Source organism: Salmonella sp. 5800, assembly GCF_046558195.1.
GTDB classification, from domain to species: domain Bacteria; phylum Pseudomonadota; class Gammaproteobacteria; order Enterobacterales; family Enterobacteriaceae; genus Salmonella; species Salmonella enterica.
The window spans coordinates 191941-216519 of the sequence record NZ_JBGDOX010000006.1 but is presented as its reverse complement, the minus strand read 5'-3'; the positions used below and the strand labels follow the sequence as shown (position 1 = coordinate 216519).

Sequence of the window (24579 nt, the reverse complement as noted above, 5' to 3'; positions counted from 1 at the left end):
GAGGTCGCCCCATAAGGGGCGATAACGTGTTCCCCGCGCCAGCGGGGATAAACCGGGGCACGCGGAGGTCTACGGCGAATATATTTAGTGTTCCCCGCGCCAGCGGGGATAAACCGTTATCAGTTGAACCCGATGACGACAGCAGCTAGTGTTCCCCGCGCCAGCGGGGATAAACCGGCGGCTATGTCGTAACATTCCCGGACATCCCCGTGTTCCCCGCGCCAGCGGGGATAAACCGGTCTTTTAACGTAGCCTCCAACTGACTGCTTGGTGTTCCCCGCGCCAGCGGGGATAAACCAAACTGCTGAACAAACGCAGCCGTAATTCTGTCGTGTTCCCCGCGCCAGCGGGGATAAACCGGCCCGTATATGGATTTAACTTTATCAGCGGCTGTGTTCCCCGCGCCAGCGGGGATAAACCGTCACTCTTAAATTCCTGAATACGATAGGCTGTGTGTTCCCCGCGCCAGCGGGGATAAACCGTATGGTCGCTGGGTGTGGTTCATCTTGCCTGTGTGTTCCCCGCGCCAGCGGGGATAAACCGGTGTTCGTCATCTTAATTGTCAACGTCCCACCGTGTTCCCCGCGCCAGCGGGGATAAACCGTCTTGGTTTTGGCGCGTCGTTTGTGCACAGTGGTGTTCCCCGCGCCAGCGGGGATAAACCGATGATGATGCGATGAGTTTCACCATTAACAGCGTGTTCCCCGCGCCAGCGGGGATAAACCGGGAACATATCCGGGATTAACCGGAAACCTACGGTGTTCCCCGCGCCAGCGGGGATAAACCGTTAGACGGTCGGATCGTGGGCAATTATCCGTTGTGTTCCCCGCGCCAGCGGGGATAAACACGTTTCACCAGCATATCAGGACGTTTTTTCCGCCTTCGCCAGCTCTTTTACCAACGGCAGCATTATCCGCACTACATCGCGGCTACGGCGCTCAATCCGCCCTGGCAGCGCCTTGTCAATATGCTGTTGATTATCAAGCCGTACGTCGTGCCAGCTATTGCCGTTCGGGAAGGATGCATTTTTCACGCGTTGCTGGTATCCGTCTTTTTTACCCAGATTCCAGTTCGTCGCCTCAACAGAAAGCACCGATATTCCCGCTTTATCGAAAACCTCCGCATCATTACAGCAACCCGTTCCTTTGGGGTAGGATGGATTGCGTCCCGGATTGGTGTTGGCGGCGATACCATAACGGCGCGCAATCGCTAATGCCCGATCGCGGGTCAGTGTACGCACCGCTTCCGGCGTATTTTTCCCGCTATTAAAATAGAGCTTGTCGCCAACAATCAGGTTATCGAGATTAATGACCAGCAGCGTATTTTTCTTCTCAGCGTCACTCATTCGTTTGAGTAAATTTTCCGCGCCTAGCTTTCCCTCTTCTTCCCCGCTGGTGGCGATAAAACGAATCCCGTAATGGGTCGGTATATCTTTCAGACGCGCCGCCAGTTCCAGCATAACGCCTAATCCCGCGGCATTATCATCCATTCCCTGTAACGTTAAACCGCCCAGATTGGCATCGACATCAGCGTCGCTCTGCGGAGCGTACGTATCCAGATGCGCCATAATGATGATCTGTTGCGGCACGCGCCCTTCATGGGCGGCGATGACCGTACTGCCCGTCACGTTATGCCAGTTTTTGCGATTATCCTTCGTGGTATAAATAAATCGGCTATTAAACGTTCGAATATCGCTTTGGTATCCCATCTGGGTAAATTGTTGGCGTAAATAATCGGCAGACAACATCTCGGCGGGGGAGCCAGTCATTCTCCCGGGAAAAAAGGTGGCGATATGTCGTGCCTGAGTATTCGCTATTTCACCAGGCCCTGGTGATGCTGCTTGTGCAGGAAGGATAAAGCCTACGCCGAGCGCCAGAATGACGGCAAAGCGGCGCGTTGCGGAAAACATAATGAGTCCTTAAATACAGAACAAAATTTTACGTGGCTAGTATGAAACCGCGATCGTGTTAATACAATTTCATTTGCTCCTAAATGCTGGCAATCCGGTACGTTAAGCATTTTTTGATATTGGTTTTTGGGCCGCGTTATTCCTTTGAGGAACTACTCATTCCAATTCGTCATTTCATTCACTCTCCTGCGCTCCCTATAGTCGTGTAATCGAAATGTTTAGCAAAAAACGGTATTGCAAAGGAACGGTTATGGATCAAAAACGACTCACCCACCTGCGGCAACTGGAGGCGGAAAGTATCCACATTATCCGTGAAGTGGCAGCGGAATTCGCTAATCCGGTCATGCTGTACTCCATTGGTAAAGACTCCAGCGTCATGCTGCATCTGGCGCGTAAGGCGTTTTATCCGGGTACGTTGCCGTTCCCGCTATTGCACGTTGATACCGGTTGGAAATTCCGTGAGATGTACGCCTTTCGCGATCGTACCGCCAACGCATATGGCTGCGAGTTGCTGGTACATAAAAATCCGGAAGGCGTGGCGATGGGCATCAATCCGTTCGTTCACGGTAGCGCTAAACACACCGACATTATGAAAACCGAAGGGTTAAAGCAGGCGCTGAATAAGTACGGTTTTGATGCCGCGTTCGGCGGCGCACGGCGCGATGAGGAAAAATCCCGCGCGAAAGAACGTATTTACTCCTTTCGTGACCGTTTCCATCGCTGGGACCCGAAAAATCAGCGTCCAGAGTTGTGGCGTAACTATAACGGTCAGATTAATAAAGGCGAAAGTATACGCGTCTTCCCGCTCTCCAACTGGACAGAGCAGGATATCTGGCAATACATCTGGCTGGAAAACATCGACATCGTGCCGCTGTATTTGGCTGCTGAACGCCCGGTTCTGGAACGTGACGGCATGTTGATGATGGTGGATGACGATCGTATCGATCTCCAGCCTGGCGAAGTCATCAAAAAAAGGATGGTGCGCTTCCGTACACTTGGCTGTTGGCCGCTCACCGGGGCGGTGGAATCCCACGCGCAAACGCTGCCGGAAATTATCGAAGAGATGCTGGTTTCTACCACCAGCGAGCGCCAGGGGAGGATGATTGACCGCGATCAGGCGGGGTCGATGGAGCTTAAAAAACGTCAGGGGTATTTCTAAGGAGCCGCCATGAACACCATACTTGCACAACAAATCGCCAATGAAGGCGGCGTCGAAGCCTGGATGATTGCCCAACAACACAAAAGCCTGCTGCGTTTTTTAACCTGTGGCAGCGTTGATGACGGTAAAAGTACGTTGATAGGTCGTTTGCTGCACGATACCCTGCAAATTTATGAAGATCAGCTCTCTTCTCTGCATAATGACAGTAAACGTCATGGCACGCAGGGAGAAAAACTCGATCTGGCGCTGCTGGTAGATGGGCTGCAGGCCGAGCGTGAGCAGGGCATTACTATTGACGTCGCGTACCGCTATTTCTCCACGGAAAAACGAAAATTTATTATCGCCGACACGCCGGGCCATGAACAATATACCCGGAATATGGCGACCGGAGCGTCCACCTGCGATCTGGCGATCCTACTGATCGACGCGCGTAAAGGCGTGCTGGATCAGACGCGTCGCCATAGCTTTATCTCCACTCTGTTGGGGATCAAACACCTGGTGGTGGCAATCAACAAAATGGATCTCGTTGACTACCGCGAAGAGACCTTCGCCCGTATTCGTGAAGATTACCTGACCTTTGCTGAACAGTTGCCGGGCGATCTGGATATTCGCTTTGTCCCGCTTTCGGCGCTGGAAGGGGATAATGTCGCCGCGCAGAGCGCGAATATGCGCTGGTACAGCGGTCCGACGCTGCTGGAAGTCCTGGAAACGGTAGACATACAGCGTGCGGTAGACCGTCAGCCGATGCGCTTTCCGGTACAATACGTCAATCGCCCGAATCTTGATTTTCGGGGGTATGCCGGCACTCTGGCGTCTGGTAGCGTCAAAGTCGGAGAGCGCATTAAAGTGCTGCCGTCTGGCGTGGAATCCAGCGTGGCGCGTATCGTCACTTTTGATGGCGATAAAGAAGAAGCCTGTGCGGGCGAAGCCATTACCCTGGTACTCAACGACGACATTGATATTAGCCGCGGCGATCTGCTGCTGGCGGCAAACGAGACGCTGGCACCTGCGCGGCACGCCGCGATCGACGTGGTATGGATGGCGGAACAGCCGTTGGCGCCGGGCCAAAGCTACGACGTTAAACTCGCGGGTAAGAAAACCCGCGCGCGTATCGAGGCTATTCGCTATCAGGTTGATATCAACAATCTGACCCAACGAGACGTCGAGAGTCTGCCGTTAAACGGTATTGGTCTGGTGGAGATGACATTCGATGAGCCGCTCGCGCTGGATATTTATCAGCAAAATCCGGTGACGGGCGGACTGATTTTTATCGACCGACTTTCTAACGTTACCGTGGGCGCTGGCATGGTGCGGGAACTGGACGAACGCGGAGCGACGCCGCCCGTGGAATACAGTGCGTTTGAGCTGGAGCTGAATGCGCTGGTACGCCGTCATTTTCCGCACTGGGACGCCCGCGATTTGCTGGGAGATAAACATGGCGCTGCATGATGAGAACGTGGTCTGGCACTCTCATCCCGTTACTGTCGCCGCTCGTGAACAGCTCCACGGCCACCGTGGCGTGGTGCTGTGGTTTACCGGACTCTCCGGTTCGGGAAAATCAACGGTGGCCGGCGCGCTGGAAGAGGCGTTACATCAGCGTGGCGTCAGTACCTACCTGTTGGATGGCGATAATGTGCGCCACGGTTTGTGCCGTGATTTAGGCTTTAGCGATGCCGATCGCCAGGAAAATATCCGGCGGGTAGGCGAAGTGGCCAGCCTGATGGCGGACGCCGGCCTGATTGTTTTGACGGCATTTATTTCTCCGCACCGCGCCGAGCGGCAACTGGTAAAAGAGCGCGTCGGCCACGATCGTTTTATCGAGATTTATGTCAATACGCCGCTGGCTATCTGTGAACAGCGCGATCCTAAAGGATTGTATAAAAAAGCGCGCGCGGGCGAGTTGCGTAACTTTACCGGTATTGACGCCATTTACGAAGCGCCTGACTCGCCCCAGGTTCATCTTAATGGTGAACAATTAGTAACAAATTTGGTTTCCCAATTATTAGACCTGCTGAGACGGCGCGATATTATCAGATCCTGAGACACCACCGGGCTTGTATGCCCGGTATGGTCAAGGTTACAGGATTTAATATGCGTAATAGCCATAACATTACTTTCACAAGGTCAGACGCCTTCATGGTCGACGATGACGCCACCAGTGCATTTCCGGGGGCGGTGGTCGGCTTTGTGTCATGGCTGCTGGCGTTGGGGATCCCTTTTCTGCTTTATGGCCCTAACACGCTGTTTTTTTTCCTCTATACCTGGCCCTTTTTCCTCGCGTTAATGCCGGTATCGGTGATTATCGGCATTGCGTTGCATCTGTTGGTAAAGGGCAAAATACTTTTTAGCATCATGTTTACTCTACTGGCCGTAGGCGCGCTGTTCGGCGCGTTATTCATATGGCTATTAGGGTAGACGGGTTATCACTGCGCCTCCGGTCATAATTCAAACCGTAACCAACAATGAGATTATGTTCTCCTTACTCGGGTATACGTAACATCCGGCAAATGTGGTACATTTGCCGGCGTTGTCGCGGCAATCCCGTCCTGAATGTGGAGTCACAGAGGACGTTATGGGATGATGATGCCGTTTTTCAGGGGGCAGGATGGGTAAACTAACGCTGCTGTTGCTGGCTTTACTGGTCTGGCTACAGTACTCGCTGTGGTTCGGTAAGAACGGCATACATGACTATAGCCGCGTCAACGATGATGTGGTCGCGCAGCAGGCGACAAACGCCAAACTTAAAGCGCGTAACGATCAGCTTTTTGCCGAAATTGACGATCTCAATGGCGGCCAGGAAGCGATTGAGGAGCGCGCGCGCAACGAACTTAGCATGACCAAACCGGGCGAAACCTTCTATCGTCTGGTGCCTGACGCCTCAAAACGCGCGGCAACGGCGGGGCAAACTCATCGATAAACCATCCAGGGATTTAACATGGCAGCCACTTTATTGGACGTTTGCGCCGTGGTGCCGGCGGCCGGATTTGGCCGCCGAATGCAAACAGAATGTCCTAAGCAGTATCTCTCAATCGGTAATAAAACCATTCTGGAGCACTCAGTTCATGCGCTGCTGGCGCATCCTCGGGTGACACGCGTTGTTATTGCTATCAGCCCTGGCGATCATCGCTTTGCCCAACTTCCGCTGGCGAATCATCCGCAAATCACCGTTGTGGATGGCGGCAACGAACGCGCTGATTCTGTTTTGGCCGGGTTGCAGGCCGTTGCAAAGGCGCAGTGGGTGCTGGTGCACGACGCGGCAAGACCCTGTTTGCATCAGGATGACCTTGCGCGGTTGCTGACCATCAGCGAAAACAGCCGGGTCGGCGGTATCCTCGCCAGTCCGGTGCGCGACACCATGAAACGCGGCGAACCAGGGAAAACCGCTATTGCCCATACCGTAGAGCGCGCCGATTTATGGCACGCGCTCACCCCGCAGTTTTTCCCCCGCGAACTCTTGCACGATTGTCTGACGCGTGCGCTGAATGAAGGCGCGACCATCACCGACGAAGCGTCAGCGCTGGAGTATTGTGGTTTTCATCCGGCGCTGGTAGAAGGTCGCGCGGATAACATCAAGGTCACCCGTCCGGAAGATCTGGCGCTGGCGGAATTTTATCTGACCCGAACCATCCACCAGGAGAAAGCATAATGCGAATTGGACACGGTTTTGACGTACACGCGTTTGGCGGAGAAGGGCCGATTATTATTGGCGGCGTGCGTATCCCTTATGAAAAAGGGCTATTGGCGCATTCCGATGGCGATGTGGCGTTACATGCGCTGACCGATGCGCTGCTGGGCGCGGCGGCGCTTGGCGATATCGGCAAGCTCTTCCCGGATACCGATCCGGCATTTAAGGGAGCGGATAGCCGCGAACTACTGCGTGAAGCCTGGCGTCGTATTCAGGCGAAGGGGTACACCCTCGGCAACGTGGATGTCACCATTATTGCGCAGGCGCCGAAAATGCTGCCGCATATTCCGCAAATGCGCGTCTTTATCGCCGAAGATCTCGGCTGCCATATGGATGACGTTAACGTGAAGGCGACGACGACGGAAAAGCTCGGATTTACCGGACGCGGAGAAGGCATTGCCTGCGAAGCGGTCGCGTTGCTGATGAAGGCGGCGAAATGACAGAGTTTGACAATCTCACCTGGCTGCACGGAAAACCACAAGGTAGCGGATTGCTGAAAGCGAATCCGGAAGATTTTGTGGTGGTTGAAGATTTAGGCTTTACGCCGGATGGTGAAGGCGAGCACATTCTGCTGCGTATTTTGAAAAACGGTTGCAATACCCGTTTTGTCGCTGACGCGCTGGCGAAATTCCTGAAAATTCACGCTCGCGAAGTGAGCTTTGCCGGGCAAAAAGATAAACACGCCGTTACCGAGCAGTGGCTGTGCGCGCGCGTGCCGGGGAAAGAGATGCCCGATTTCAGCGCCTTTCAGCTGGAAGGTTGTAAAGTGCTGGAATACGCGCGTCACAAGCGTAAGCTGCGTTTAGGCGCGCTGAAAGGCAATGCCTTTACGCTGGTGTTGCGTGAAATAAGCGATCGCCGCGATGTCGAAACACGATTGCAGGCGATTCGCGATGGCGGCGTGCCGAACTATTTCGGCGCACAGCGATTCGGCATTGGCGGCAGCAACTTGCAGGGCGCGCTGCGCTGGGCGCAAAGTAACGCGCCGGTGCGCGATCGCAATAAACGCAGTTTTTGGTTGTCGGCGGCGCGTAGCACGTTGTTTAATCAAATTGTTCACCAGCGGCTGAAGAAACCAGACTTTAATCAAGTTGTTGACGGCGATGCGCTACAATTAGCGGGGCGTGGAAGCTGGTTCGTCGCGACATCTGAAGAACTGCCTGAATTGCAGCGCCGGGTAGACGAAAAAGAGCTGATGATTACAGCATCGTTGCCGGGCAGCGGAGAGTGGGGAACACAGCGTGCGGCGCTGGCGTTTGAGCAAGATGCCATTGCCCAGGAAACGGTGTTGCAATCGCTGTTGCTGCGCGAAAAAGTAGAGGCGTCGCGCAGAGCGATGCTGCTTTATCCGCAACAATTAAGCTGGAACTGGTGGGATGACGTTACCGTCGAGTTACGTTTCTGGCTGCCCGCAGGCAGTTTTGCCACCAGCGTAGTAAGGGAACTGATCAACACAATGGGTGATTATGCGCATATTGCTGAGTAACGATGACGGGGTTCACGCGCCCGGTATACAAACGCTGGCGAAAGCGCTGCGTGAGTTTGCTGATGTACAGGTCGTAGCCCCGGATCGTAACCGCAGCGGCGCGTCTAATTCCCTCACGCTGGAATCTTCGCTTCGTACTTTTACCTTTGATAATGGCGATATCGCCGTACAGATGGGGACGCCGACCGATTGCGTCTATCTGGGCGTTAATGCCTTAATGCGTCCGCGTCCGGATATTGTCGTTTCCGGTATTAACGCGGGTCCGAATCTGGGCGATGATGTGATCTATTCCGGTACAGTCGCCGCGGCGATGGAAGGTCGTCATCTCGGCTTTCCGGCATTAGCGGTCTCCCTTAACGGCTATCAGCATTATGATACGGCTGCAGCCGTGACTTGCGCGCTTTTGCGAGGGTTAAGCCGGGAGCCGTTGCGTACCGGGCGTATTCTCAACGTGAATGTCCCGGATCTACCGTTAGCGCAGGTTAAAGGCATCCGCGTGACTCGCTGTGGTAGCCGCCATCCAGCGGATAAAGTAATCCCGCAGGAAGATCCGCGCGGTAATACATTGTACTGGATTGGCCCGCCGGGCGATAAATACGATGCCGGGCCGGATACCGATTTCGCGGCGGTGGATGAAGGCTACGTCTCCGTCACGCCGTTGCATGTGGATTTAACCGCGCACAGCGCGCATGATGTGGTTTCAGACTGGTTAGACAGCGTGGGAGTTGGCACGCAATGGTAAGTGGACGTGTACAGGCTCTTCTTGAACAATTGCGCGCGCAGGGCATCAGAGATGAGCAGGTGCTTAATGCGCTTGCCGCAGTGCCGCGCGAGAAATTTATTGATGAAGCGTTTGAACATAAGGCCTGGGAAAATATCGCTTTGCCGATAGGCCAGGGTCAGACGATTTCGCAGCCCTATATGGTGGCGCGAATGACGGAGCTGCTCGAACTGACGCCGCAATCCAGGGTGTTGGAAATTGGCACCGGTTCCGGCTATCAGACGGCGATTCTGGCGCATCTGGTTCATCACGTTTGCTCCGTTGAGCGGATTAAGGGGCTGCAATGGCAGGCGCGCCGCCGCCTGAAGCAGCTCGATTTACATAATGTTTCTACCCGTCATGGCGATGGCTGGCAGGGCTGGCAGGCGCGTGCGCCGTTTGACGCTATCATTGTGACGGCCGCGCCGCCGGAAATTCCTACCGCGCTCATGGCACAGTTGGATGAAGGCGGCATTCTTGTTCTGCCCGTGGGCGATGAGCAGCAGTTTTTGAAACGCGTGCGTCGCCGGGGCGGCGAATTTATTATCGATACCGTGGAGGCCGTTCGCTTCGTCCCGTTAGTCAAGGGAGAGCTGGCCTAGTTTGCCCTGCAAACACCCACTCTTACGCCTGATGAAGCCGAAACGAATACCTGGAGTTTTCCTGGTTATTCCCGGTGGGTTAAGCGTATCGTGAACACATTTTCCCGTGTTCACTTAATGCGTTGCACGGTTCTTACGTCACTGGTTGTTAACCAAATTTTTTCCTGGGGGATAAATGAGCGCGGGAAGCCCAAAATTCACCGTTAGTCGCATTGCGGCACTATCACTGGTTTCACTATGGCTGGCAGGTTGTACCAGTTCGTCAAACCCTCCGGCGCCGGTCACGTCTGTGGACAGTGGTTCGTCATCAAATACCAATTCCGGGATGTTGATCACACCGCCGCCAAAAATGGGCGCGACGACGCAACAAACGCCGCAACAAGCGCCGCAAATTCAACCCGTTCAGCGTCCTGTAACGCAGCCCATGCAAACTCAACCGGTCACGGAACAACCCGTGCAGATGGAAAATGGGCGAATTGTATACAATCGCCAGTATGGGAATATTCCGAAAGGTAGCTATACGGGTGGCAGTACTTACACCGTGAAAAAGGGTGATACGCTTTTTTACATCGCCTGGATTACCGGGAACGATTTCCGCGATCTGGCCCAGAGAAACAGTATTTCTGCCCCGTATAGCCTGAATGTAGGGCAAACTTTGCAAGTTGGTAACGCATCCGGTACGCCAATTACTGGCGGAAATGCGATCACCCAGGCGGATGCAGCACAGCAAGGAGTTGTGACCAGGTCTGCACAAAATTCCACCGTTGCAGTTGCGTCTCAACCAACAATTACGTATTCTGAGGGCTCAGGTGAACAAAGTGCTAACAAAATGTTGCCAAACAACAAGCCTGCTGGGACGGTTGTCACAGCGCCTGTAACGGCACCAACGGTAAGCACGACCGAACCAAATGCAAGCAGTACGTCAACCAGCGCGCCGATTTCCGCATGGCGCTGGCCGACGGATGGCAAAGTGATCGAAAACTTTGGCGCTTCCGAAGGGGGCAATAAAGGGATCGACATTGCAGGCAGTAAGGGACAGGCTATCGTCGCAACCGCTGATGGGCGCGTCGTATATGCCGGTAACGCACTGCGTGGTTACGGTAATCTTATTATCATCAAACATAACGATGATTACCTGAGTGCCTACGCCCATAATGATACGATGCTGGTCCGGGAACAACAGGAAGTTAAGGCGGGGCAAAAAATCGCTACTATGGGTAGCACCGGCACCAGCTCTACACGCTTGCATTTTGAAATTCGTTACAAGGGGAAATCCGTAAACCCGCTGCGTTATTTACCGCAGCGATAAAGCGGCGGAACCAGGCTTTGACTTGCTAGTTCCGTCAAGGGATCACGGGTAGGAGCCACCTTATGAGTCAGAATACGCTGAAAGTTCATGATTTAAATGAAGACGCGGAATTTGATGAGAACGGAGTAGAGGCTTTTGACGAAAAAGCCTTGAGTGAAGAGGAACCCAGTGATAACGACCTGGCTGAAGAAGAGCTGTTATCGCAAGGGGCCACACAGCGTGTGTTGGACGCGACTCAGCTTTACCTTGGTGAGATTGGGTATTCACCACTGTTAACAGCCGAAGAAGAAGTCTATTTTGCGCGTCGCGCACTGCGTGGAGATGTCGCTTCTCGCCGTCGCATGATTGAGAGTAACCTGCGTCTGGTGGTAAAAATTGCCCGCCGTTATGGCAATCGTGGACTGGCGTTGCTGGACCTGATTGAAGAGGGCAACCTGGGGCTTATCCGTGCAGTCGAGAAGTTTGACCCGGAACGCGGGTTCCGCTTCTCAACATACGCAACCTGGTGGATTCGCCAGACAATCGAACGGGCGATTATGAACCAAACCCGTACGATTCGCTTGCCGATTCACATTGTTAAAGAGCTGAACGTATACCTGCGCACCGCACGTGAGTTGTCGCATAAACTGGACCACGAACCGAGTGCGGAAGAAATTGCAGAGCAACTGGATAAACCGGTTGATGACGTCAGCCGTATGCTTCGTCTCAACGAGCGCATTACCTCGGTAGACACCCCGCTGGGCGGTGATTCCGAAAAAGCGTTGCTGGACATCCTGGCCGATGAAAAAGAGAACGGTCCGGAAGACACCACGCAAGATGACGATATGAAACAGAGCATCGTCAAATGGTTGTTCGAACTGAACGCCAAACAGCGTGAAGTGCTGGCGCGCCGTTTCGGTCTGCTGGGATATGAAGCTGCGACACTGGAAGATGTAGGCCGTGAAATCGGTCTTACGCGTGAACGTGTTCGTCAGATTCAGGTTGAAGGCCTGCGCCGTCTGCGCGAAATTCTGCAGACGCAGGGGCTGAATATCGAAGCGCTGTTCCGCGAGTAAGTACCCTTGTCAAAAAAAGGCCAGTCTGTCGACTGGCCTTTTTTTTTACCGTTTGTCTTCTGCCAGCAGCGGCGGGATACTCGGCACCATTGGCGCGTCATCAATATCTTTTTGCGTCATGCGAAACGCTTGTGGATAGTGTTCGCGGCTGGTACGGCGTAACGGTTCGGTATCGCGCCAGGTATACAGACAATGCTGACACTGATATACCGTCCAGACTCCTTTTACCGGCGAAGTCGCCATGAGTTCAATATGTGCATCGGCACAGCGTGGACAAATCATCGGTTACTCCTTATTTACGGTTTGCCAGCATGGCGGTCAGCTTTTCAGCCCAGGCTTTAGTTTCCGGTAAATCAACAACCGGCTGGCTATAGTGACCACGGTTATCTGGCGCAACCGGCGTGGTGGCGTCAATGATCAGCTTGTCGGTAATCCCCGCCGGGCTTGAGCCCGGATCCAGTTCCAGGACGGACATATTCGGTAGCTGTACCAGATCGCCTGCCGGATTCACTTTCGACGACAATGCCCACATCACCTGTGGCAGATTGAATGGATCGACATCTTCATCGACCATGATCACCATCTTCACATATCCCAGACCGTGCGGCGTTGTCATCGCTCGCAGGCCCACCGCGCGGGCAAAGCCGCCGTAGCGTTTTTTGGTCGAGATGATGGCCAGCAGGCCGTGGGTGTACATGGCGTTTACCGCCTGCACTTCCGGAAATTCGGCTTTCAGCTGTTGATACAGTGGCACGCAGGTCGCCGGCCCCATCAGGTAGTCGATTTCCGTCCACGGCATCCCCAAATAGAGCGATTCAAAAATGGGTTTGCTGCGGTAAGAGACCTTATCGATACGCACCACGGTCATGTTGCGACCGCCGGAATAGTGGCCGGTAAATTCGCCGAACGGTCCTTCAATTTCACGTTTACGGCTTTCGATGACCCCTTCAAGAATGACTTCAGATCCCCACGGCACATCAAAACCGGTCAACGGCGCGGTGGCGATAGGATAGGGGCTTTCACGCAGCGCGCCTGCCATTTCATACTCCGACTGATCGTATTTCAGCGGCGTTGCGCCCATCAGGGTAATGATCGGATCGTTACCCAACGTGATCGCAATCGGCAGATCTTCCCCGCGCTCTTCGGCTTTGTGCAGGTGCAATGCGATATCATGCATTGGCACTGGTTGCAGACCCAGCTTACGCTTGCCTTTAACTTCCATGCGGTAGATGCCGACATTCTGCTTGCCGAAGTTATCGGGATCGAGCGGATCGCGTGATACCACACAGGCTTTATCCAGATAGAATCCGCCGTCGCCGTCGTTCAGACGAAACAGCGGCAGGATATCAAACAGGTTGATTGCGTCGCCGTCGACGGTATTTTCCGCCCAGCCCGGATTCGTCCGTCGTTCCGGCGCTACCGGAAAATTGTCCCAGCGGCGAATAAATTCATCGATCTGTTTTTTAACCGGCGTGTTAGGCGGCAAACCCAGTGAGATGGCATGGTTCTGCCAGGAACCGATGGTATTCATCGCCACGCGGGCGTCGGTAAAACCACGAATATTGTCAAACCACAGCGCGGGCGCGCCATCGCCGATGCGTCCCGTTGCGTTGGCAGCGGCGGCGAGATCCGGCTCCGCATTCACTTCCTCGCTGATTTTCAGCAGTTGTCCCTGCTGATCCAGCGCATGTAAAAAACTGCGCAAATCATCAAATGCCATTATCCATTCTCCTGTGAAAAATTTGCTGCCTGTCGCAGTCCTTGCCAGCGGCGCGCGCGCGTATGCTCCAGACCAAACTGGTCGAGAACGCGCGCTACGATGTGCTGGATAATATCGTCAACGGTTTGCGGCAGGTTGTAGAACGCGGGCATGGGCGGCACTATCGCCACCCCCATACGAGAAAGCGCAAGCATGTTTTCCAGATGAATCGTGCTGAGCGGCATTTCCCGCGGCACAAGCACCAGCTTGCGACCCTCTTTCAACACGACATCGGCAGCGCGTCCCACCAGCCCCTCGGCATAGCCGGCGCGAACCCCCGCCAGTGTTTTCATACTGCAGGGGATAATAATCATGCCGTCGGTACGAAATGAGCCGGAGGAAATGGTCGCCGCCTGATCGGCCGGGCTATGACAATAATCTGCCAGGGCGGCTACCTCAGCGGGCGTGTAGGGCGTCTCCAGTTCAATAGTGGTTTTCGCCCACTTTGACATTACCAGATGCGTTTCAACATCAGGTATCGCCCGCAATGCCTGGAGTAGCTCGACGCCAAGCGGCGCGCCGGTCGCACCGGTCATCCCCACAATCAATCTCATTTCTTACCTCAAATATCGTTCGTATACGAACATTTTGATCAAAATACGCCCACACGGCCTTTGCGACAAGATCGCTCCCGACGCCTGCGCACGTTTAGCTAAAGCATTCGTCATTAAAAAACCGTGCATAAGTCGTTATGATAGAAAAAGTTAATTTATCCGGAGCGCTCATGGAGTTACGAAACACCGCGTTTCATCTGTTACGCCAACTTTTTCAGCAACATACCGCACGCTGGCAGCATGAACTACCGGAGCTCACCAAACCTCAATATGCGGTGATGCGCGTTATTGCTGAACATCCGGGTATTGAACAGGTCGATCTGACCGAAGCGGCGGTCAGCACTAAAGCGACGCTGGCGGAGATGTTAAGCCGGATGGAAAATCGTGGGCTGGTAAAGCGAGAAAACGATCCGCTGGATAAACGTCGGCGTTTTGTCTATCTCACCGTTCAGGGCCAAACGTTGCTCGCCGCCGCGATACCACTGGGGGATCGCGTTGACGATGAGTTTTTGGGGCGACTGAGCGCTGAAGAACGCGAACAGTTTACGCAACTGGTACGCAAGATGATGACGTAAGCGGCTTGCGCCGCTTTGCTATTTTTTGGCCATCAGCAGTGAGATATCCACTTTGGCCAGCGCCCGAATTGCGCTTTCCGGCAGGCCGTCATCGGTGACGATTTGGTTGAATTCCGCCAGCGGTAACGCCAGCCATGTAGCGACCTGGCCGTATTTGGTCGCGTCGCACACCAGAATTTTTTGGCGGCTGGCGCTGGCGACGGCCCGTTTCACCGTGACTTTATCTTCTGCCGGCGTTGAAATACCGCGCACGCTCCAGGAAGAGGCGGAAATAAAGGCCTGGTCAATCATCAGCCCGCGCAAAAGCGTCGCCGCGGCTTCACCGACGCACGACCGGTTTTCCCGGCATACCGCCCCGCCAGTGTGAATAATTGTGCAATCGCTATTGTCCATCAGGTAATCGGCGATAACGAAATCATTCGTCACCACCGTAAGTTTATTCATCGTAACCAGCTGCCTGGCGATCGCCAGCGTGGTAGTACCTGCATCAAGGTAGATACAGCTTTCTGGCTGTACCAGGCTGGCGGCCAATTTGCCAATCGCCGCTTTCTGCGGCGTCGCCAGTTCGGTTTTGATCTGATGCGAGGGTTCGTGCGCCACGCGAGTCGATGATTGCACGCCGCCAGAGACCTGGATTACCGCGCCTTGCTGCTCCAGTTTTTGTAAATCACGGCGGATAGTCATGTGGGATACATGCATGCGCTCGGTCAGCTCAGCGATACTGACGATGCCTTTCTCCGCCACCATATCAAGAATGATTTGTCGACGCTCAGTAGGTATCAACGTCTGCTCCTTTCTTTAGTCCTGTCGCGATTTTACGCGATTTCTCGTCACAGCGTGTGAAGTTCTATGAGGATTGCCTTCACAAAAAATAACACATTTTGTTATTTTTTGTGAAATAACTCACCGCAATTGTTTACAAAAACGCCTATATTCACATAACAAAACATAATATCACGTAAATTAACATGGAGTGATAATGACAACAGGAACTGATTTTCATGTCGGCATTGTGGGGCTTGGCTCAATGGGAATGGGCGCTGCGCGTTCATGCCTGCGCGCCGGGCTTTCCACATGGGGGGCCGATCTTAACCCGCAAGCGTGCGCGAATCTTCTTGCTGAAGGGGCTTGTGGGGCTGCCGCCAGCGCCAGGGAGTTCGCCGGCGTCGTGGATGCGTTAGTCATTCTGGTCGTCAATGCCGCCCAGGTCAGACAGGTGTTATTCGGTGAGGATGGCGTCGCCCATCTGATGAAACCCGGAAGCGCGGTGATGGTTTCGTCCACGATCTCAAGCGCCGACGCCCAAGAGATCGCCGCGGCGTTGACGGCATTGAATCTTAACATGCTGGATGCGCCGGTTTCCGGCGGCGCGGTAAAAGCGGCGCAGGGCGAAATGACGGTGATGGCCTCCGGGAGCGAGGCGGCGTTTACCCGCCTGAAGCCTGTGCTGGACGCCGTTGCCAGCAACGTTTATCGCATCAGCGATACGCCGGGCGCAGGTTCAACCGTCAAAATCATTCATCAACTGCTGGCTGGCGTGCATATTGCGGCGGCGGCCGAAGCGATGGCGCTGGCCGCGCGGGCCGGTATTCCTCTGGACGTGATGTATGACGTCGTGACCCATGCCGCCGGAAACTCCTGGATGTTCGAAAACCGTATGCAGCATGTCGTTGATGGCGACTATACCCCACGTTCGGCCGTCGACATTTTTGTCAAAGATTTGGGGCTGGTTGCCGACACGGCGAAAGCGCTGCGCTTCCCCTTACCGCTGGCCTCTACGGCGTTAAATATGTTCACCAGCGCCAGTAACGCCGGTTATGGCAAAGAGGATGACAGCGCTGTGATCAAAATTTTCTCAGGGATTACTCTGCCTGGCGTCACGCCTGAGGAGCCGTCATGTTAAAAATTGGCGTCATTGCCGATGATTTTACCGGCGCGACCGACATCGCCAGTTTTCTGGTCGAAAACGGGATGCCGACAGTGCAGATCAATGATGTCCCAACCGGGACGCAACCGGAAGGGTGCGACGCGGTGGTTATCAGCCTGAAAACCCGCTCATGCCCGGTGCAAGAGGCGATAAAACAATCGCTAGCGGCGCTGGTATGGCTGAAAAAACAGGGCTGCCAGCAAGTCTATTTCAAATATTGCTCGACTTTCGATAGTACCGCCGAAGGCAATATCGGCCCGGTCACCGATGCGCTGATGGTGGCGCTGGATACCTCATTTACCGTAATTTCTCCCGCGCTGCCGGTTAACGGACGCACGGTCTATCAGGGCTATCTGTTTGTCATGAACCACTTGCTGGCGGAGTCCGGTATGCGCCACCACCCTATCAATCCGATGACCGACAGCTACCTGCCGCGTCTGATGGAAGCGCAGGCGCAAGGGCGCTGCGGCGTTATTCCGGCTCAGACGCTTGATGAAGGCGTTGCCGCGACCCGTGCGGCGCTGTCGCGTTTACAGCAGGAAGGATATCGCTACGCGGTACTTGACGCGCTCAATGAGCGGCACCTGGAAATCCAGGGCGAGGTTTTGCGTGATGCCCCGCTGGTGACTGGCGGTTCCGGGCTGGCAATGGGGCTGGCCCGTCAGTGGGCGAAGCACGGCGTTTCTCAGGCCCGTTCCGCAGGCTATCCGCTGAGCGGTCGCGCGGTGGTGCTTTCCGGTTCCTGTTCGCAAATGACGAATCAGCAGGTGGCCTTCTATCGACAACATGCTCCCACACGCGACGTTGACGTGGCGCGCTGCCTGTCATCCGAGACGCGCGAGGCTTACGCTGAAGCGCTGGCGCAGTGGGTGCTCAGTCAGGACAGCGAACTGGCGCCAATGATTAGCGCCACCGCCTCCACGCAGGCGCTGGCCGCCATCCAGCAGCAATATGGCGCTACCGAAGCCAGCCATGCGGTAGAGGCGCTCTTTTCCCTGCTGGCCGCTCGCTTAACGGAAGGCGGTATCACCCGGTTTATTGTGGCGGGCGGCGAAACCTCGGGCGTGGTGACGCAAAGCCTCGGTATTACCGGTTTTCACATCGGACCGTGCATTTCACCCGGCGTGCCGTGGGTCAACGCGCTCCATGCGCCAGTCTCGCTGGCGCTAAAGTCAGGCAATTTTGGCGATGAATCCTTTTTCATCCGCGCTCAAAGGGAGTTTCAGGTATGACGATACTGGCAAAAGAAGAGCACGCTTTGCGAGAAGAGATGGTCAGGATAGCCGCCTCGTTTTTCCAGCGCGGCTATGCTACCGGCTCGGCAGGCAACCTCTCGCTGTTACTGCCGGACGGCAATATTCTGGCGACGCCCACCGGTTCGTGTCTGGGTAATCTCGACCCGCAGCGGCTATCCAAAGTGGACCCGCAAGGCGAATGGCTCAGCGGCGATAAACCGTCTAAAGAGGTGCGTTTTCATCTGGCGTTGTATCGCAATAACCCTTGCTGCAAGGCCGTGGTACATCTGCACAGCACCTGGTCAACGGCGCTTTCCTGTCTCGAAGGGCTGGACCCGCAAAATGTGATTCGCCCGTTTACCCCCTATGTGGTGATGCGGATGGGAGACATTCCGCTGGTTCCCTACTATCGCCCGGGGGATGACCGAATTGCTCGCGATTTGGCTGCGCTGGCGGCCCGGCATCAGGCCTTTTTACTGGCTAATCATGGGCCGGTCGTGTGCGGGGAGAATTTGCAGGAAGCCGCTAATAATACCGAGGAGCTGGAGGAGACGGCAAAGCTGATTTTTATCCTTGGCGAACGCCCGATTCGTTATTTAACCACCGAAGAAATTGCGCAGTTAAGGAGATAACCCGATGCCGCGTTTTGCCGCCAATTTGTCGATGATGTTTACCGAAGTGCCGTTTATCGAGCGTTTTGCCGCTGCTGCCGAAGCCGGTTTTCAGGCCGTTGAGTTTCTGTTCCCCTACGGCTTTGCCGCCAGCGAGATTAAAGCCCAGCTATCGCGTCATGATCTGACGCTGGCGCTGTTTAATACTTCGGCGGGCGATACCGCGGCGGGCGAGTGGGGACGTGCCGCGCTACCGGGGCGCGAACACGACGCGCGCGCCGATATCGATCTGGCTCTGGAATACGCTCTGGCGCTGGAATGCGAGCAGGTTCACATCATGGCGGGCGTCGTGCCGGATGGCGCTGATGGCGCACGTTATCGCGCCACGTTTATCGATAATTTGCGTTATGCCGCCGACCGGTTTGCCGCCCACGATAAACGTATTTTGATCGAAGCGCTGAGTCCCGGCGTTAAACCCGGCTACCTCTTTTCCAGCCAATATCAGGCGCTGGGCATCGCAGAAGAGGTTGACCGCCCGAATGTGTTCATCCAGCTCGACACTTTCCACGCGCAAAAAGTGGATGGCAATTTGAGTCACCTGATTCGCGAGTACGCGGGCCGCTATGCCCATGTACAAATCGCCTCGCTACCGGACAGACATGAACCGGATGATGGCGAGATCAACTACCCGTGGCTGTTCCGGCTGTTCGATGACGTAGGTTATCGCGGCTGGATAGGCTGCGAATACCAACCACGGAATACCACTCAGGACGGGCTTGGCTGGTTTAACGCCTGGCGCTAACCCTGAACTACCCTACACAACAATAAAGAGGACATCCGGATGCAGATTATCATTACCGGCGGGGGCGGCTTTTTAGGCCAGAAACTCGCAAGCGCCTTATTAAACTCATCGCTGGCGTTTAACGAACTGCTTCTTGTTGATTTAAAAATGCCTGCACGGTTATCAGATTCCCCTCGTTTACGCTGCCTGGAAGCTGACTTAACCCAGCCGGGCGTGCTGGAGAATGTGATTACCGCTAATACCTCTGTTGTTTATCATCTCGCTGCGATTGTCAGCAGTCATGCGGAAGACGATTTCGATCTGGGATGGAAAGTTAACCTGGATCTTACCCGCCAGTTACTTGAGGCGTGTCGTCGGCAACCGCAGAAAATTCGTTTTGTCTTCTCCAGCTCGCTTGCCGTTTATGGCGGTACGCTGCCGGAATGCGTCACCGATACCACCGCACTCACGCCGCGCTCGTCTTATGGCGCGCAGAAGGCCGCCTGTGAACTGTTGGTCAACGACTATACCCGCAAAGGCTATGTGGATGGGCTGGCGCTGCGTTTGCCGACGATCTGTGTTCGCCCGGGTAAACCAAACCGCGCCGCCTCTTCTTTTGTCAGCGCGATTATTCGTGAACCGTTGCAGGGCGAGACGACCGTCTGCCCGGTGTCGGAAAGTTTGCGGCTGTGGATTTCCAGCCCGGCGACGGTGATCCATAACCTGTCGCTGGCCGCAACGTTACCCGCGCCTGGCGAGGCGAGCAGCATCAACTTACCGGGGATCAGCGTAACCGTGGGCGAGATGCTGGAAACGTTGCGTCAGGCGGGCGGTCAGGCGGCGCGCGATCGGGTTACGCATCAGCGCGACGAAGGCGTCGAGAAAATTGTCGCCTCCTGGCCGGGACGTATCGATAACCAGCGTGCGCTGGCGTTAGGTTTTGTCGCCGATAAACGCTTCGATGACATTATTGAACGCTTTCGACAAGATGATATGGAGGGGAGGTCATGACAAGTTTACCGACCCCAATTATCGGCCTGATCGTTGCCGTTTTCGTGCTGGTATGGCTGGTGTTACGCACCCGTGTTCATGCGCTGATCGCGATGCTGGCGGCGGCCTGTATCGCCGGTCTGTTGGGGGGAATGGGCATTGATAAAACGCTCTCTGTCATCACCAGCGGATTCGGTACGACGCTGGGCAGCATTGGCCTGGTGATTGGTCTCGGCGTAATGATGGGGCGCTTGCTGGAGGTTTCCGGCGCGGCGGAGCGTATCGCCTGGAGCTTTATCAAATGGCTGGGGAAACGCCGTGAAGAGTGGGCGCTGGCGATCACGGGTTATATTGTCAGCATCCCCATTTTCGTCGATTCCGCTTTTGTCATTCTTTATCCGGTGGCGAAAGCGCTGGCGAAAAGCGGTAAGCGTTCGCTACTGACGCTGGGCGTCGCGCTGGCGGGCGGGCTGGTGGTCACTCACCATACGGTACCTCCCACGCCAGGCCCGCTGGGGGTAGCCGGGATTTTTAACGTCGACATCGGCGCAATGTTATTGACCGGGATGGCGCTGGCGGTGCCCTGTGTGATCGGCATTGTGTTCTATGCGCAGTGGCTGGATAAACGCTACCCTGATTTCGTGCCGCGTACGCTGAACGCCGATGAAGTCAATGCCGCGCTGGAGCAGTACAATAAAGAGAAAGAGCAAAAGGATCTGCCGAGCCTGACGCTCTCTCTGCTGCCTATTGTGGTGCCGATCGTGCTGATCTTCCTGAAGGCTATCTGTTCCACCCTCGCCACTGTAGAAGGATGGTCCGGCCTGGCGACGCATCCGGTGGTACAGGCAATCAACTTTGTGGGAAGTCCAGTGATCGCGTTGGCCATCAGCGTTCTGCTGGCGGTGTATACGCTGGTGCCGCGCATGGATAAACATACCACCGCAGAGCGTCTGGAAGAGGGCTTGCAAAGCGCCGGGATTATCTTACTGGTCACGGGCGCTGGCGGCGCGTTGGGCGCGATCCTGCGCGACAGCGGCGCGGGGCAACAGCTGGCGGAGCAGGTTGCCAACCTGCCGATCTCGCCGATCCTGATCCCGTTTATCGTGGCGACGCTGGTACGCCTGATTCAGGGATCGGGGACGGTGGCGATGATCACTGCCGCCTCGATTTCCGCGCCGATCCTGGCGCAGATCCCCGGCATCAATATGTTGCTTGCCGCTCAGGCCGCAACGATGGGGTCGCTGTTCTTCGGCTACTTCAACGATAGCCTGTTCTGGGTGGTTAACCGCATGATGGGCGTCTCTGATGTCAAACAGCAGATGGTGGTTTGGTCTGTACCGACGACCATTGCCTGGGCGATTGGCGGCACCGGCGTGGCGCTGATTAACCTGCTGTTTGGTTCCGGCGGCAGTTGGCTCGATCCGTTACTGCCGATCGTCGTTCTGGCGGCAATTATGCTGTGGGTGCGTTGGCAGGCGCAGGGGATCAAAGACAAGCTGGTAGTTAAGGATTAAGACGGTATTATCCGTCCGGGAGCGCAATGCTCCCGGACTGGCTACGATGATGGGGCGTGCTCCCCGCAATCCCATTGCGAACGTAAAAAATCAATAAATGCGCGTACTTTTGTCGATACATGGCGGGCATCCGGGTAAACGGCATAAATGCCCTGAAGGGGAAAATGATAGTCGGGTAACACGTGAATTAACGTTCCCTCCTCCAGTGCGGTGTTGACTAACCATTGCGGCAGTAATGCGACGCCGCTTCCCGCGAGAGCGAAGGCCATCAGCGAGCGCGCGCTGTCGACAGAAATTTTGCCGGCTTTGCTTATCTCCAGGCGTGAGTGTTGGCCATGATTATTCGTTACTGTCCACCGTAGCGGCGTAGGTAATCGCTCATGAATAATCCATTCCGCCTGGGCCAACGACTCCAGTGACGACACAGGGTGGCGGGCGAGCCACTGCGGCGCGGCGACCGGCAGAATGGTAAAGCGGGATATCAGCGCGGCGCGATAGCGGGAGTCCGCCAGCGAGCCAAGCCGAATCGCCACATCAAAGCGCTCGGCAATTAAATCGGCATGATGTGATGAGGACATATGCCGAATACGGAGATCGGGATGGCGCTGACTAAACTGCGCCAGTACCGGAATGACCACCTGTTCGCCAAACTCGGGCGTAGTGGTAATACGTAACTCGCCGCCCAGCCCACTATGGCTGGCACGCACTTCATCCTGCAAATTTTTCGCTGCATTGAGTAAATTCACGCCTTTTTGGTAAAAGAGGACGCCGGCGTCTGTGAGCGTCAGTCGTCGGGTGGAACGTAGCAGTAACGTTACGCCAAGCTCTTTTTCAAGCTGCCGAATATTAAAACTCACTACCGCTTTTGTTTGGCCCGATGCGGCGGCGGCGGCCGTGAAGCTGCCGCTATCTACCACGGCGATAAACAGCGACATACGCTGCAAATTGAGCATGGCGAGCTCCTTTATTGTCAAAATTATTTTGACAGTATATCGTTGAAGCGCGGACTTATCTGGCTTTCTCCGGACGGCTACATTAGCGCCTCTGACGGAGGATGCATAATGACGTATCGCAGTAAAGTGGCAGTGGTTTACCTGCTCGGCTTCTTTCTTGATCTGATTAATCTGTTTATTGCCAGCGTGGCTTTTCCTGCGATGTCCGTGGATCTGCATACGTCCATATCGGCGCTGGCATGGGTGAGTAACGGTTATATCGCAGGATTAACGCTGATCGTTCCGTTTAGCGCGTTTCTTTCGCGTTATCTCGGCGCACGACGGCTGATCATATTTTCGCTCATTCTGTTTAGCGTTGCCGCCGCTGCCGCAGGTTTTGCCGATTCCTTACACAGCCTTGTTTTCTGGCGTATTGTGCAGGGGGCGGGCGGTGGCTTATTGATCCCGGTTGGTCAGGCGTTAACCTGGCAACAGTTTGAACCGCATGAACGCGCTGGCGTGTCATCGGTTGTCATGATGGTGGCGCTACTGGCGCCGGCATGTTCGCCTGCGATTGGTGGGCTGCTGGTGGAAACGTGCGGCTGGCGCTGGATATTCTTTGCCACGCTGCCGGTGGCCGTTCTCACTTTATTGCTCGCTTATTGTTGGCTGAACGCCGCGTCGACGACAATGGCGTCAGCAAGATTGCTCCATCTGCCGTTGTTGACGGACAGGCTGCTGCGTTTTGCCATGATCGTCTATCTGTGCGTACCGGGTATGTTCATTGGTATCAGCGTGGTCGGGATGTTTTATCTACAGAACGTCGCGCAGCTATCGCCTGCGGCGGCGGGGTCGCTGATGCTTCCCTGGTCGATCGCTTCATTTGTCGCCATTATGTTTACCGGACGTTACTTCAATCGGCTTGGGCCGCGTCCGCTGATTATCGTCGGCTGTCTTCTTCAGGCCGCAGGGATACTGCTTTTAACTAACGTTACGCCTGCGACATCGCACCGTGTACTGATGATGATATTCGCCTTAATGGGCGCTGGCGGCAGTTTGTGCAGCAGTACCGCGCAGAGTGGCGCTTTCCTGACTATTGCTCGCCGGGACATGCCTGACGCCAGCGCGCTATGGAATCTTAATCGTCAGCTCAGCTTTTTCCTTGGCGCGACGCTGTTGACGCTGCTGTTAAACGCGCTCCAGCGCGTTATGTCGCTTGAGGTTGCTTATCGCTGGACCTTTATTGCCGCCGCCGGTATCACCCTGCTGCCCCTTATTTACGCTGTCTGTCTAAACAATAGACAGGCGCTTCTGTGCCTGAAAAAGGAAAGATCATGAATCCATATAAAGAAGAAATTATTCATGCCCATGCGGCGATTGAGAACTGGCTTAGTAAGGGGGTGGGTAGCCTGGAGGCGTTGATAGCGCGTTTTGCTGTTGATTTTACGATGATAACGCCAGGCGGTGTTTGTCTGGATTATCCGGCGCTGGGCGCTTTTTTCCAGGCGCAGCGCGCGTGTCGCCCGGGGCTGGTTATCGTGGTTGAGCACATTGACCTTGTGGCGGAGTGGCCGGAAGGCGCCGCGTTGCGTTATCGTGAGCGACAGCAACTGCCGGGCCAGGCTGAGACGGTACGCTGGTCGACGGTCATTTTAAAAAGGGAAAGAGGACGGATAGTCTGGCGTCATTTACACGAAACGACAGCCACAGCCTGAAAAGCCTGTGCCGGCGCGTGG

General features: G+C 55.1%; 28 protein-coding genes and 1 CRISPR repeat array (1 of these 29 only partly in view). Of the genes, 21 read left to right on the top strand and 7 right to left on the bottom strand.

The window, feature by feature from the left end:
- Positions 1 to 848: a CRISPR direct-repeat array (repeat unit 29 nt; unit sequence GTGTTCCCCGCGCCAGCGGGGATAAACCG) (it extends 462 nt beyond the left edge of the window).
- A gap of 14 nt (positions 849 to 862) precedes the next feature.
- On the bottom strand, positions 863 to 1909 hold the full coding sequence (locus ACLJZ5_RS13590; RefSeq protein ID WP_000490481.1) for an aminopeptidase: 1047 nt from the start codon (positions 1907 to 1909) through the stop codon (positions 863 to 865).
- 250 nt (positions 1910 to 2159) lie between these two features.
- Between ACLJZ5_RS13590 and cysD the strand changes: the two genes are divergently transcribed.
- From cysD to ACLJZ5_RS13540, 10 genes are all read left to right on the top strand, one after another.
- A complete protein-coding gene (gene cysD / locus ACLJZ5_RS13585; RefSeq protein ID WP_000372384.1) occupies positions 2160 to 3068 on the top strand; it encodes a sulfate adenylyltransferase subunit CysD in 909 nt (302 codons plus the stop codon).
- Between the two features lie 9 nt (positions 3069 to 3077).
- On the top strand, positions 3078 to 4517 hold the full coding sequence (cysN, locus tag ACLJZ5_RS13580) for a sulfate adenylyltransferase subunit CysN (RefSeq protein ID WP_023254081.1): 1440 nt from the start codon (positions 3078 to 3080) through the stop codon (positions 4515 to 4517).
- Complete coding sequence (gene cysC, locus ACLJZ5_RS13575) at positions 4504 to 5109, top strand: adenylyl-sulfate kinase (RefSeq protein ID WP_001173663.1); 606 nt, start codon at positions 4504 to 4506, stop codon at positions 5107 to 5109. Before cysN ends, cysC begins: the two co-directional genes overlap by 14 nt.
- 50 nt (positions 5110 to 5159) lie before the next feature.
- Positions 5160 to 5483, top strand: a complete 324-nt coding sequence (locus ACLJZ5_RS13570; RefSeq protein WP_001537530.1) for a DUF3561 family protein — start codon at positions 5160 to 5162, stop codon at positions 5481 to 5483.
- Positions 5484 to 5673: 190 nt separating this feature from the next.
- Positions 5674 to 5985, top strand: a complete 312-nt coding sequence (gene ftsB, locus ACLJZ5_RS13565) for a cell division protein FtsB (RefSeq protein WP_000517480.1) — start codon at positions 5674 to 5676, stop codon at positions 5983 to 5985.
- 18 nt (positions 5986 to 6003) lie between these two features.
- Positions 6004 to 6714: a 2-C-methyl-D-erythritol 4-phosphate cytidylyltransferase gene (ispD, locus tag ACLJZ5_RS13560; RefSeq protein WP_024798184.1), complete on the top strand. Its 711-nt coding sequence runs from the start codon at positions 6004 to 6006 to the stop codon at positions 6712 to 6714.
- Positions 6714 to 7193, top strand: coding sequence for a 2-C-methyl-D-erythritol 2,4-cyclodiphosphate synthase (gene ispF, locus ACLJZ5_RS13555; RefSeq protein ID WP_001219244.1), 480 nt, complete (start codon positions 6714 to 6716; stop codon positions 7191 to 7193). Before ispD ends, ispF begins: the two co-directional genes overlap by 1 nt.
- A complete protein-coding gene (gene truD, locus ACLJZ5_RS13550; protein ID WP_024798183.1) occupies positions 7190 to 8239 on the top strand; it encodes a tRNA pseudouridine(13) synthase TruD in 1050 nt (349 codons plus the stop codon). Before ispF ends, truD begins: the two co-directional genes overlap by 4 nt.
- The gene (surE, locus tag ACLJZ5_RS13545; RefSeq protein ID WP_001221538.1) at positions 8220 to 8981 is read left to right on the top strand and encodes a 5'/3'-nucleotidase SurE; all 762 of its coding nucleotides are present in this window, start codon (positions 8220 to 8222) and stop codon (positions 8979 to 8981) included. The genes truD and surE overlap by 20 nt, the downstream gene beginning before the upstream one ends.
- Positions 8975 to 9601 carry a protein-L-isoaspartate(D-aspartate) O-methyltransferase gene (locus ACLJZ5_RS13540; protein WP_000253545.1) on the top strand — a complete coding sequence of 209 codons (627 nt, stop codon included), beginning with the start codon at positions 8975 to 8977 and terminating at the stop codon, positions 9599 to 9601. The genes surE and ACLJZ5_RS13540 overlap by 7 nt, the downstream gene beginning before the upstream one ends.
- Positions 9602 to 9739: 138 nt before the next feature.
- Here the strand turns inward: ACLJZ5_RS13540 and ACLJZ5_RS13535 are convergent, their stop codons facing one another.
- Complete coding sequence (locus ACLJZ5_RS13535; RefSeq protein ID WP_223148970.1) at positions 9740 to 9898, bottom strand: peptidase; 159 nt, start codon at positions 9896 to 9898, stop codon at positions 9740 to 9742.
- On the opposite strand from ACLJZ5_RS13535, the gene nlpD reads away from it, so the two are divergent.
- Positions 9828 to 10910, top strand: a complete 1083-nt coding sequence (gene nlpD / locus ACLJZ5_RS13530; protein ID WP_223149274.1) for a murein hydrolase activator NlpD — start codon at positions 9828 to 9830, stop codon at positions 10908 to 10910. The genes ACLJZ5_RS13535 and nlpD overlap by 71 nt on opposite strands.
- 62 nt (positions 10911 to 10972) lie before the next feature.
- A complete protein-coding gene (gene rpoS / locus ACLJZ5_RS13525; protein WP_000081498.1) occupies positions 10973 to 11965 on the top strand; it encodes an RNA polymerase sigma factor RpoS in 993 nt (330 codons plus the stop codon).
- Between the two features lie 45 nt (positions 11966 to 12010).
- On the opposite strand, the gene ACLJZ5_RS13520 is transcribed toward rpoS, so the two are convergent.
- The 3 genes from ACLJZ5_RS13520 to ACLJZ5_RS13510 are packed head-to-tail and all read right to left on the bottom strand — an operon-like array spanning position 12011 to position 14278.
- Positions 12011 to 12247, bottom strand: coding sequence for a non-oxidative hydroxyarylic acid decarboxylases subunit D (locus ACLJZ5_RS13520; protein WP_000562964.1), 237 nt, complete (start codon positions 12245 to 12247; stop codon positions 12011 to 12013).
- A gap of 10 nt (positions 12248 to 12257) precedes the next feature.
- Positions 12258 to 13685 carry a non-oxidative hydroxyarylic acid decarboxylases subunit C gene (locus ACLJZ5_RS13515; protein ID WP_024798182.1) on the bottom strand — a complete coding sequence of 476 codons (1428 nt, stop codon included), beginning with the start codon at positions 13683 to 13685 and terminating at the stop codon, positions 12258 to 12260.
- Positions 13685 to 14278 carry a non-oxidative hydroxyarylic acid decarboxylases subunit B gene (locus tag ACLJZ5_RS13510; RefSeq protein ID WP_001237180.1) on the bottom strand — a complete coding sequence of 198 codons (594 nt, stop codon included), beginning with the start codon at positions 14276 to 14278 and terminating at the stop codon, positions 13685 to 13687. Before ACLJZ5_RS13510 ends, ACLJZ5_RS13515 begins: the two co-directional genes overlap by 1 nt.
- A 170-nt stretch (positions 14279 to 14448) precedes the next feature.
- Between ACLJZ5_RS13510 and ACLJZ5_RS13505 the strand changes: the two genes are divergently transcribed.
- Positions 14449 to 14853 (top strand): MarR family winged helix-turn-helix transcriptional regulator, encoded by a 405-nt coding sequence (locus ACLJZ5_RS13505; protein WP_000423338.1) that lies wholly within the window; start codon positions 14449 to 14451, stop codon positions 14851 to 14853.
- Between the two features lie 18 nt (positions 14854 to 14871).
- Here the strand turns inward: ACLJZ5_RS13505 and ygbI are convergent, their stop codons facing one another.
- A complete protein-coding gene (ygbI, locus tag ACLJZ5_RS13500) occupies positions 14872 to 15636 on the bottom strand; it encodes a DNA-binding transcriptional repressor YgbI (RefSeq protein ID WP_000613178.1) in 765 nt (254 codons plus the stop codon).
- Between the two features lie 196 nt (positions 15637 to 15832).
- On the opposite strand from ygbI, the gene ltnD reads away from it, so the two are divergent.
- From ltnD to ACLJZ5_RS13470, 6 genes are read left to right on the top strand one after another with little or no spacing between them, the layout of a single operon-like run.
- On the top strand, positions 15833 to 16756 hold the full coding sequence (gene ltnD, locus ACLJZ5_RS13495) for an L-threonate dehydrogenase (RefSeq protein ID WP_000206958.1): 924 nt from the start codon (positions 15833 to 15835) through the stop codon (positions 16754 to 16756).
- Positions 16750 to 18012 (top strand): 3-oxo-tetronate kinase, encoded by a 1263-nt coding sequence (otnK, locus tag ACLJZ5_RS13490; RefSeq protein WP_024798539.1) that lies wholly within the window; start codon positions 16750 to 16752, stop codon positions 18010 to 18012. Before ltnD ends, otnK begins: the two co-directional genes overlap by 7 nt.
- Positions 18009 to 18647, top strand: coding sequence for an aldolase (locus ACLJZ5_RS13485; protein WP_000153636.1), 639 nt, complete (start codon positions 18009 to 18011; stop codon positions 18645 to 18647). Before otnK ends, ACLJZ5_RS13485 begins: the two co-directional genes overlap by 4 nt.
- Before the next feature lie 4 nt (positions 18648 to 18651).
- The gene (locus ACLJZ5_RS13480; RefSeq protein ID WP_001136899.1) at positions 18652 to 19428 is read left to right on the top strand and encodes an HPr family phosphocarrier protein; all 777 of its coding nucleotides are present in this window, start codon (positions 18652 to 18654) and stop codon (positions 19426 to 19428) included.
- Positions 19429 to 19467: 39 nt separating this feature from the next.
- Positions 19468 to 20418: a D-erythronate dehydrogenase gene (gene denD, locus ACLJZ5_RS13475; protein ID WP_001165731.1), complete on the top strand. Its 951-nt coding sequence runs from the start codon at positions 19468 to 19470 to the stop codon at positions 20416 to 20418.
- Positions 20415 to 21911 (top strand): GntP family permease, encoded by a 1497-nt coding sequence (locus tag ACLJZ5_RS13470; RefSeq protein WP_000202725.1) that lies wholly within the window; start codon positions 20415 to 20417, stop codon positions 21909 to 21911. Before denD ends, ACLJZ5_RS13470 begins: the two co-directional genes overlap by 4 nt.
- A 41-nt stretch (positions 21912 to 21952) precedes the next feature.
- Here ACLJZ5_RS13470 and ACLJZ5_RS13465 read toward each other — a convergent pair whose 3' ends face one another.
- Entirely contained in the window at positions 21953 to 22885 is a 933-nt protein-coding gene (locus ACLJZ5_RS13465) for a LysR family transcriptional regulator (RefSeq protein WP_077914048.1), read from the bottom strand.
- Between the two features lie 87 nt (positions 22886 to 22972).
- On the opposite strand from ACLJZ5_RS13465, the gene ACLJZ5_RS13460 reads away from it, so the two are divergent.
- Together ACLJZ5_RS13460 and ACLJZ5_RS13455 are read left to right on the top strand one after the other, a co-directional pair.
- Entirely contained in the window at positions 22973 to 24181 is a 1209-nt protein-coding gene (locus ACLJZ5_RS13460) for an MFS transporter (RefSeq protein ID WP_024798264.1), read from the top strand.
- Positions 24178 to 24558, top strand: coding sequence for a DUF4440 domain-containing protein (locus ACLJZ5_RS13455; protein ID WP_024798263.1), 381 nt, complete (start codon positions 24178 to 24180; stop codon positions 24556 to 24558). The genes ACLJZ5_RS13460 and ACLJZ5_RS13455 overlap by 4 nt, the downstream gene beginning before the upstream one ends.
- The last annotated feature ends 21 nt before the right edge of the window (positions 24559 to 24579 follow it).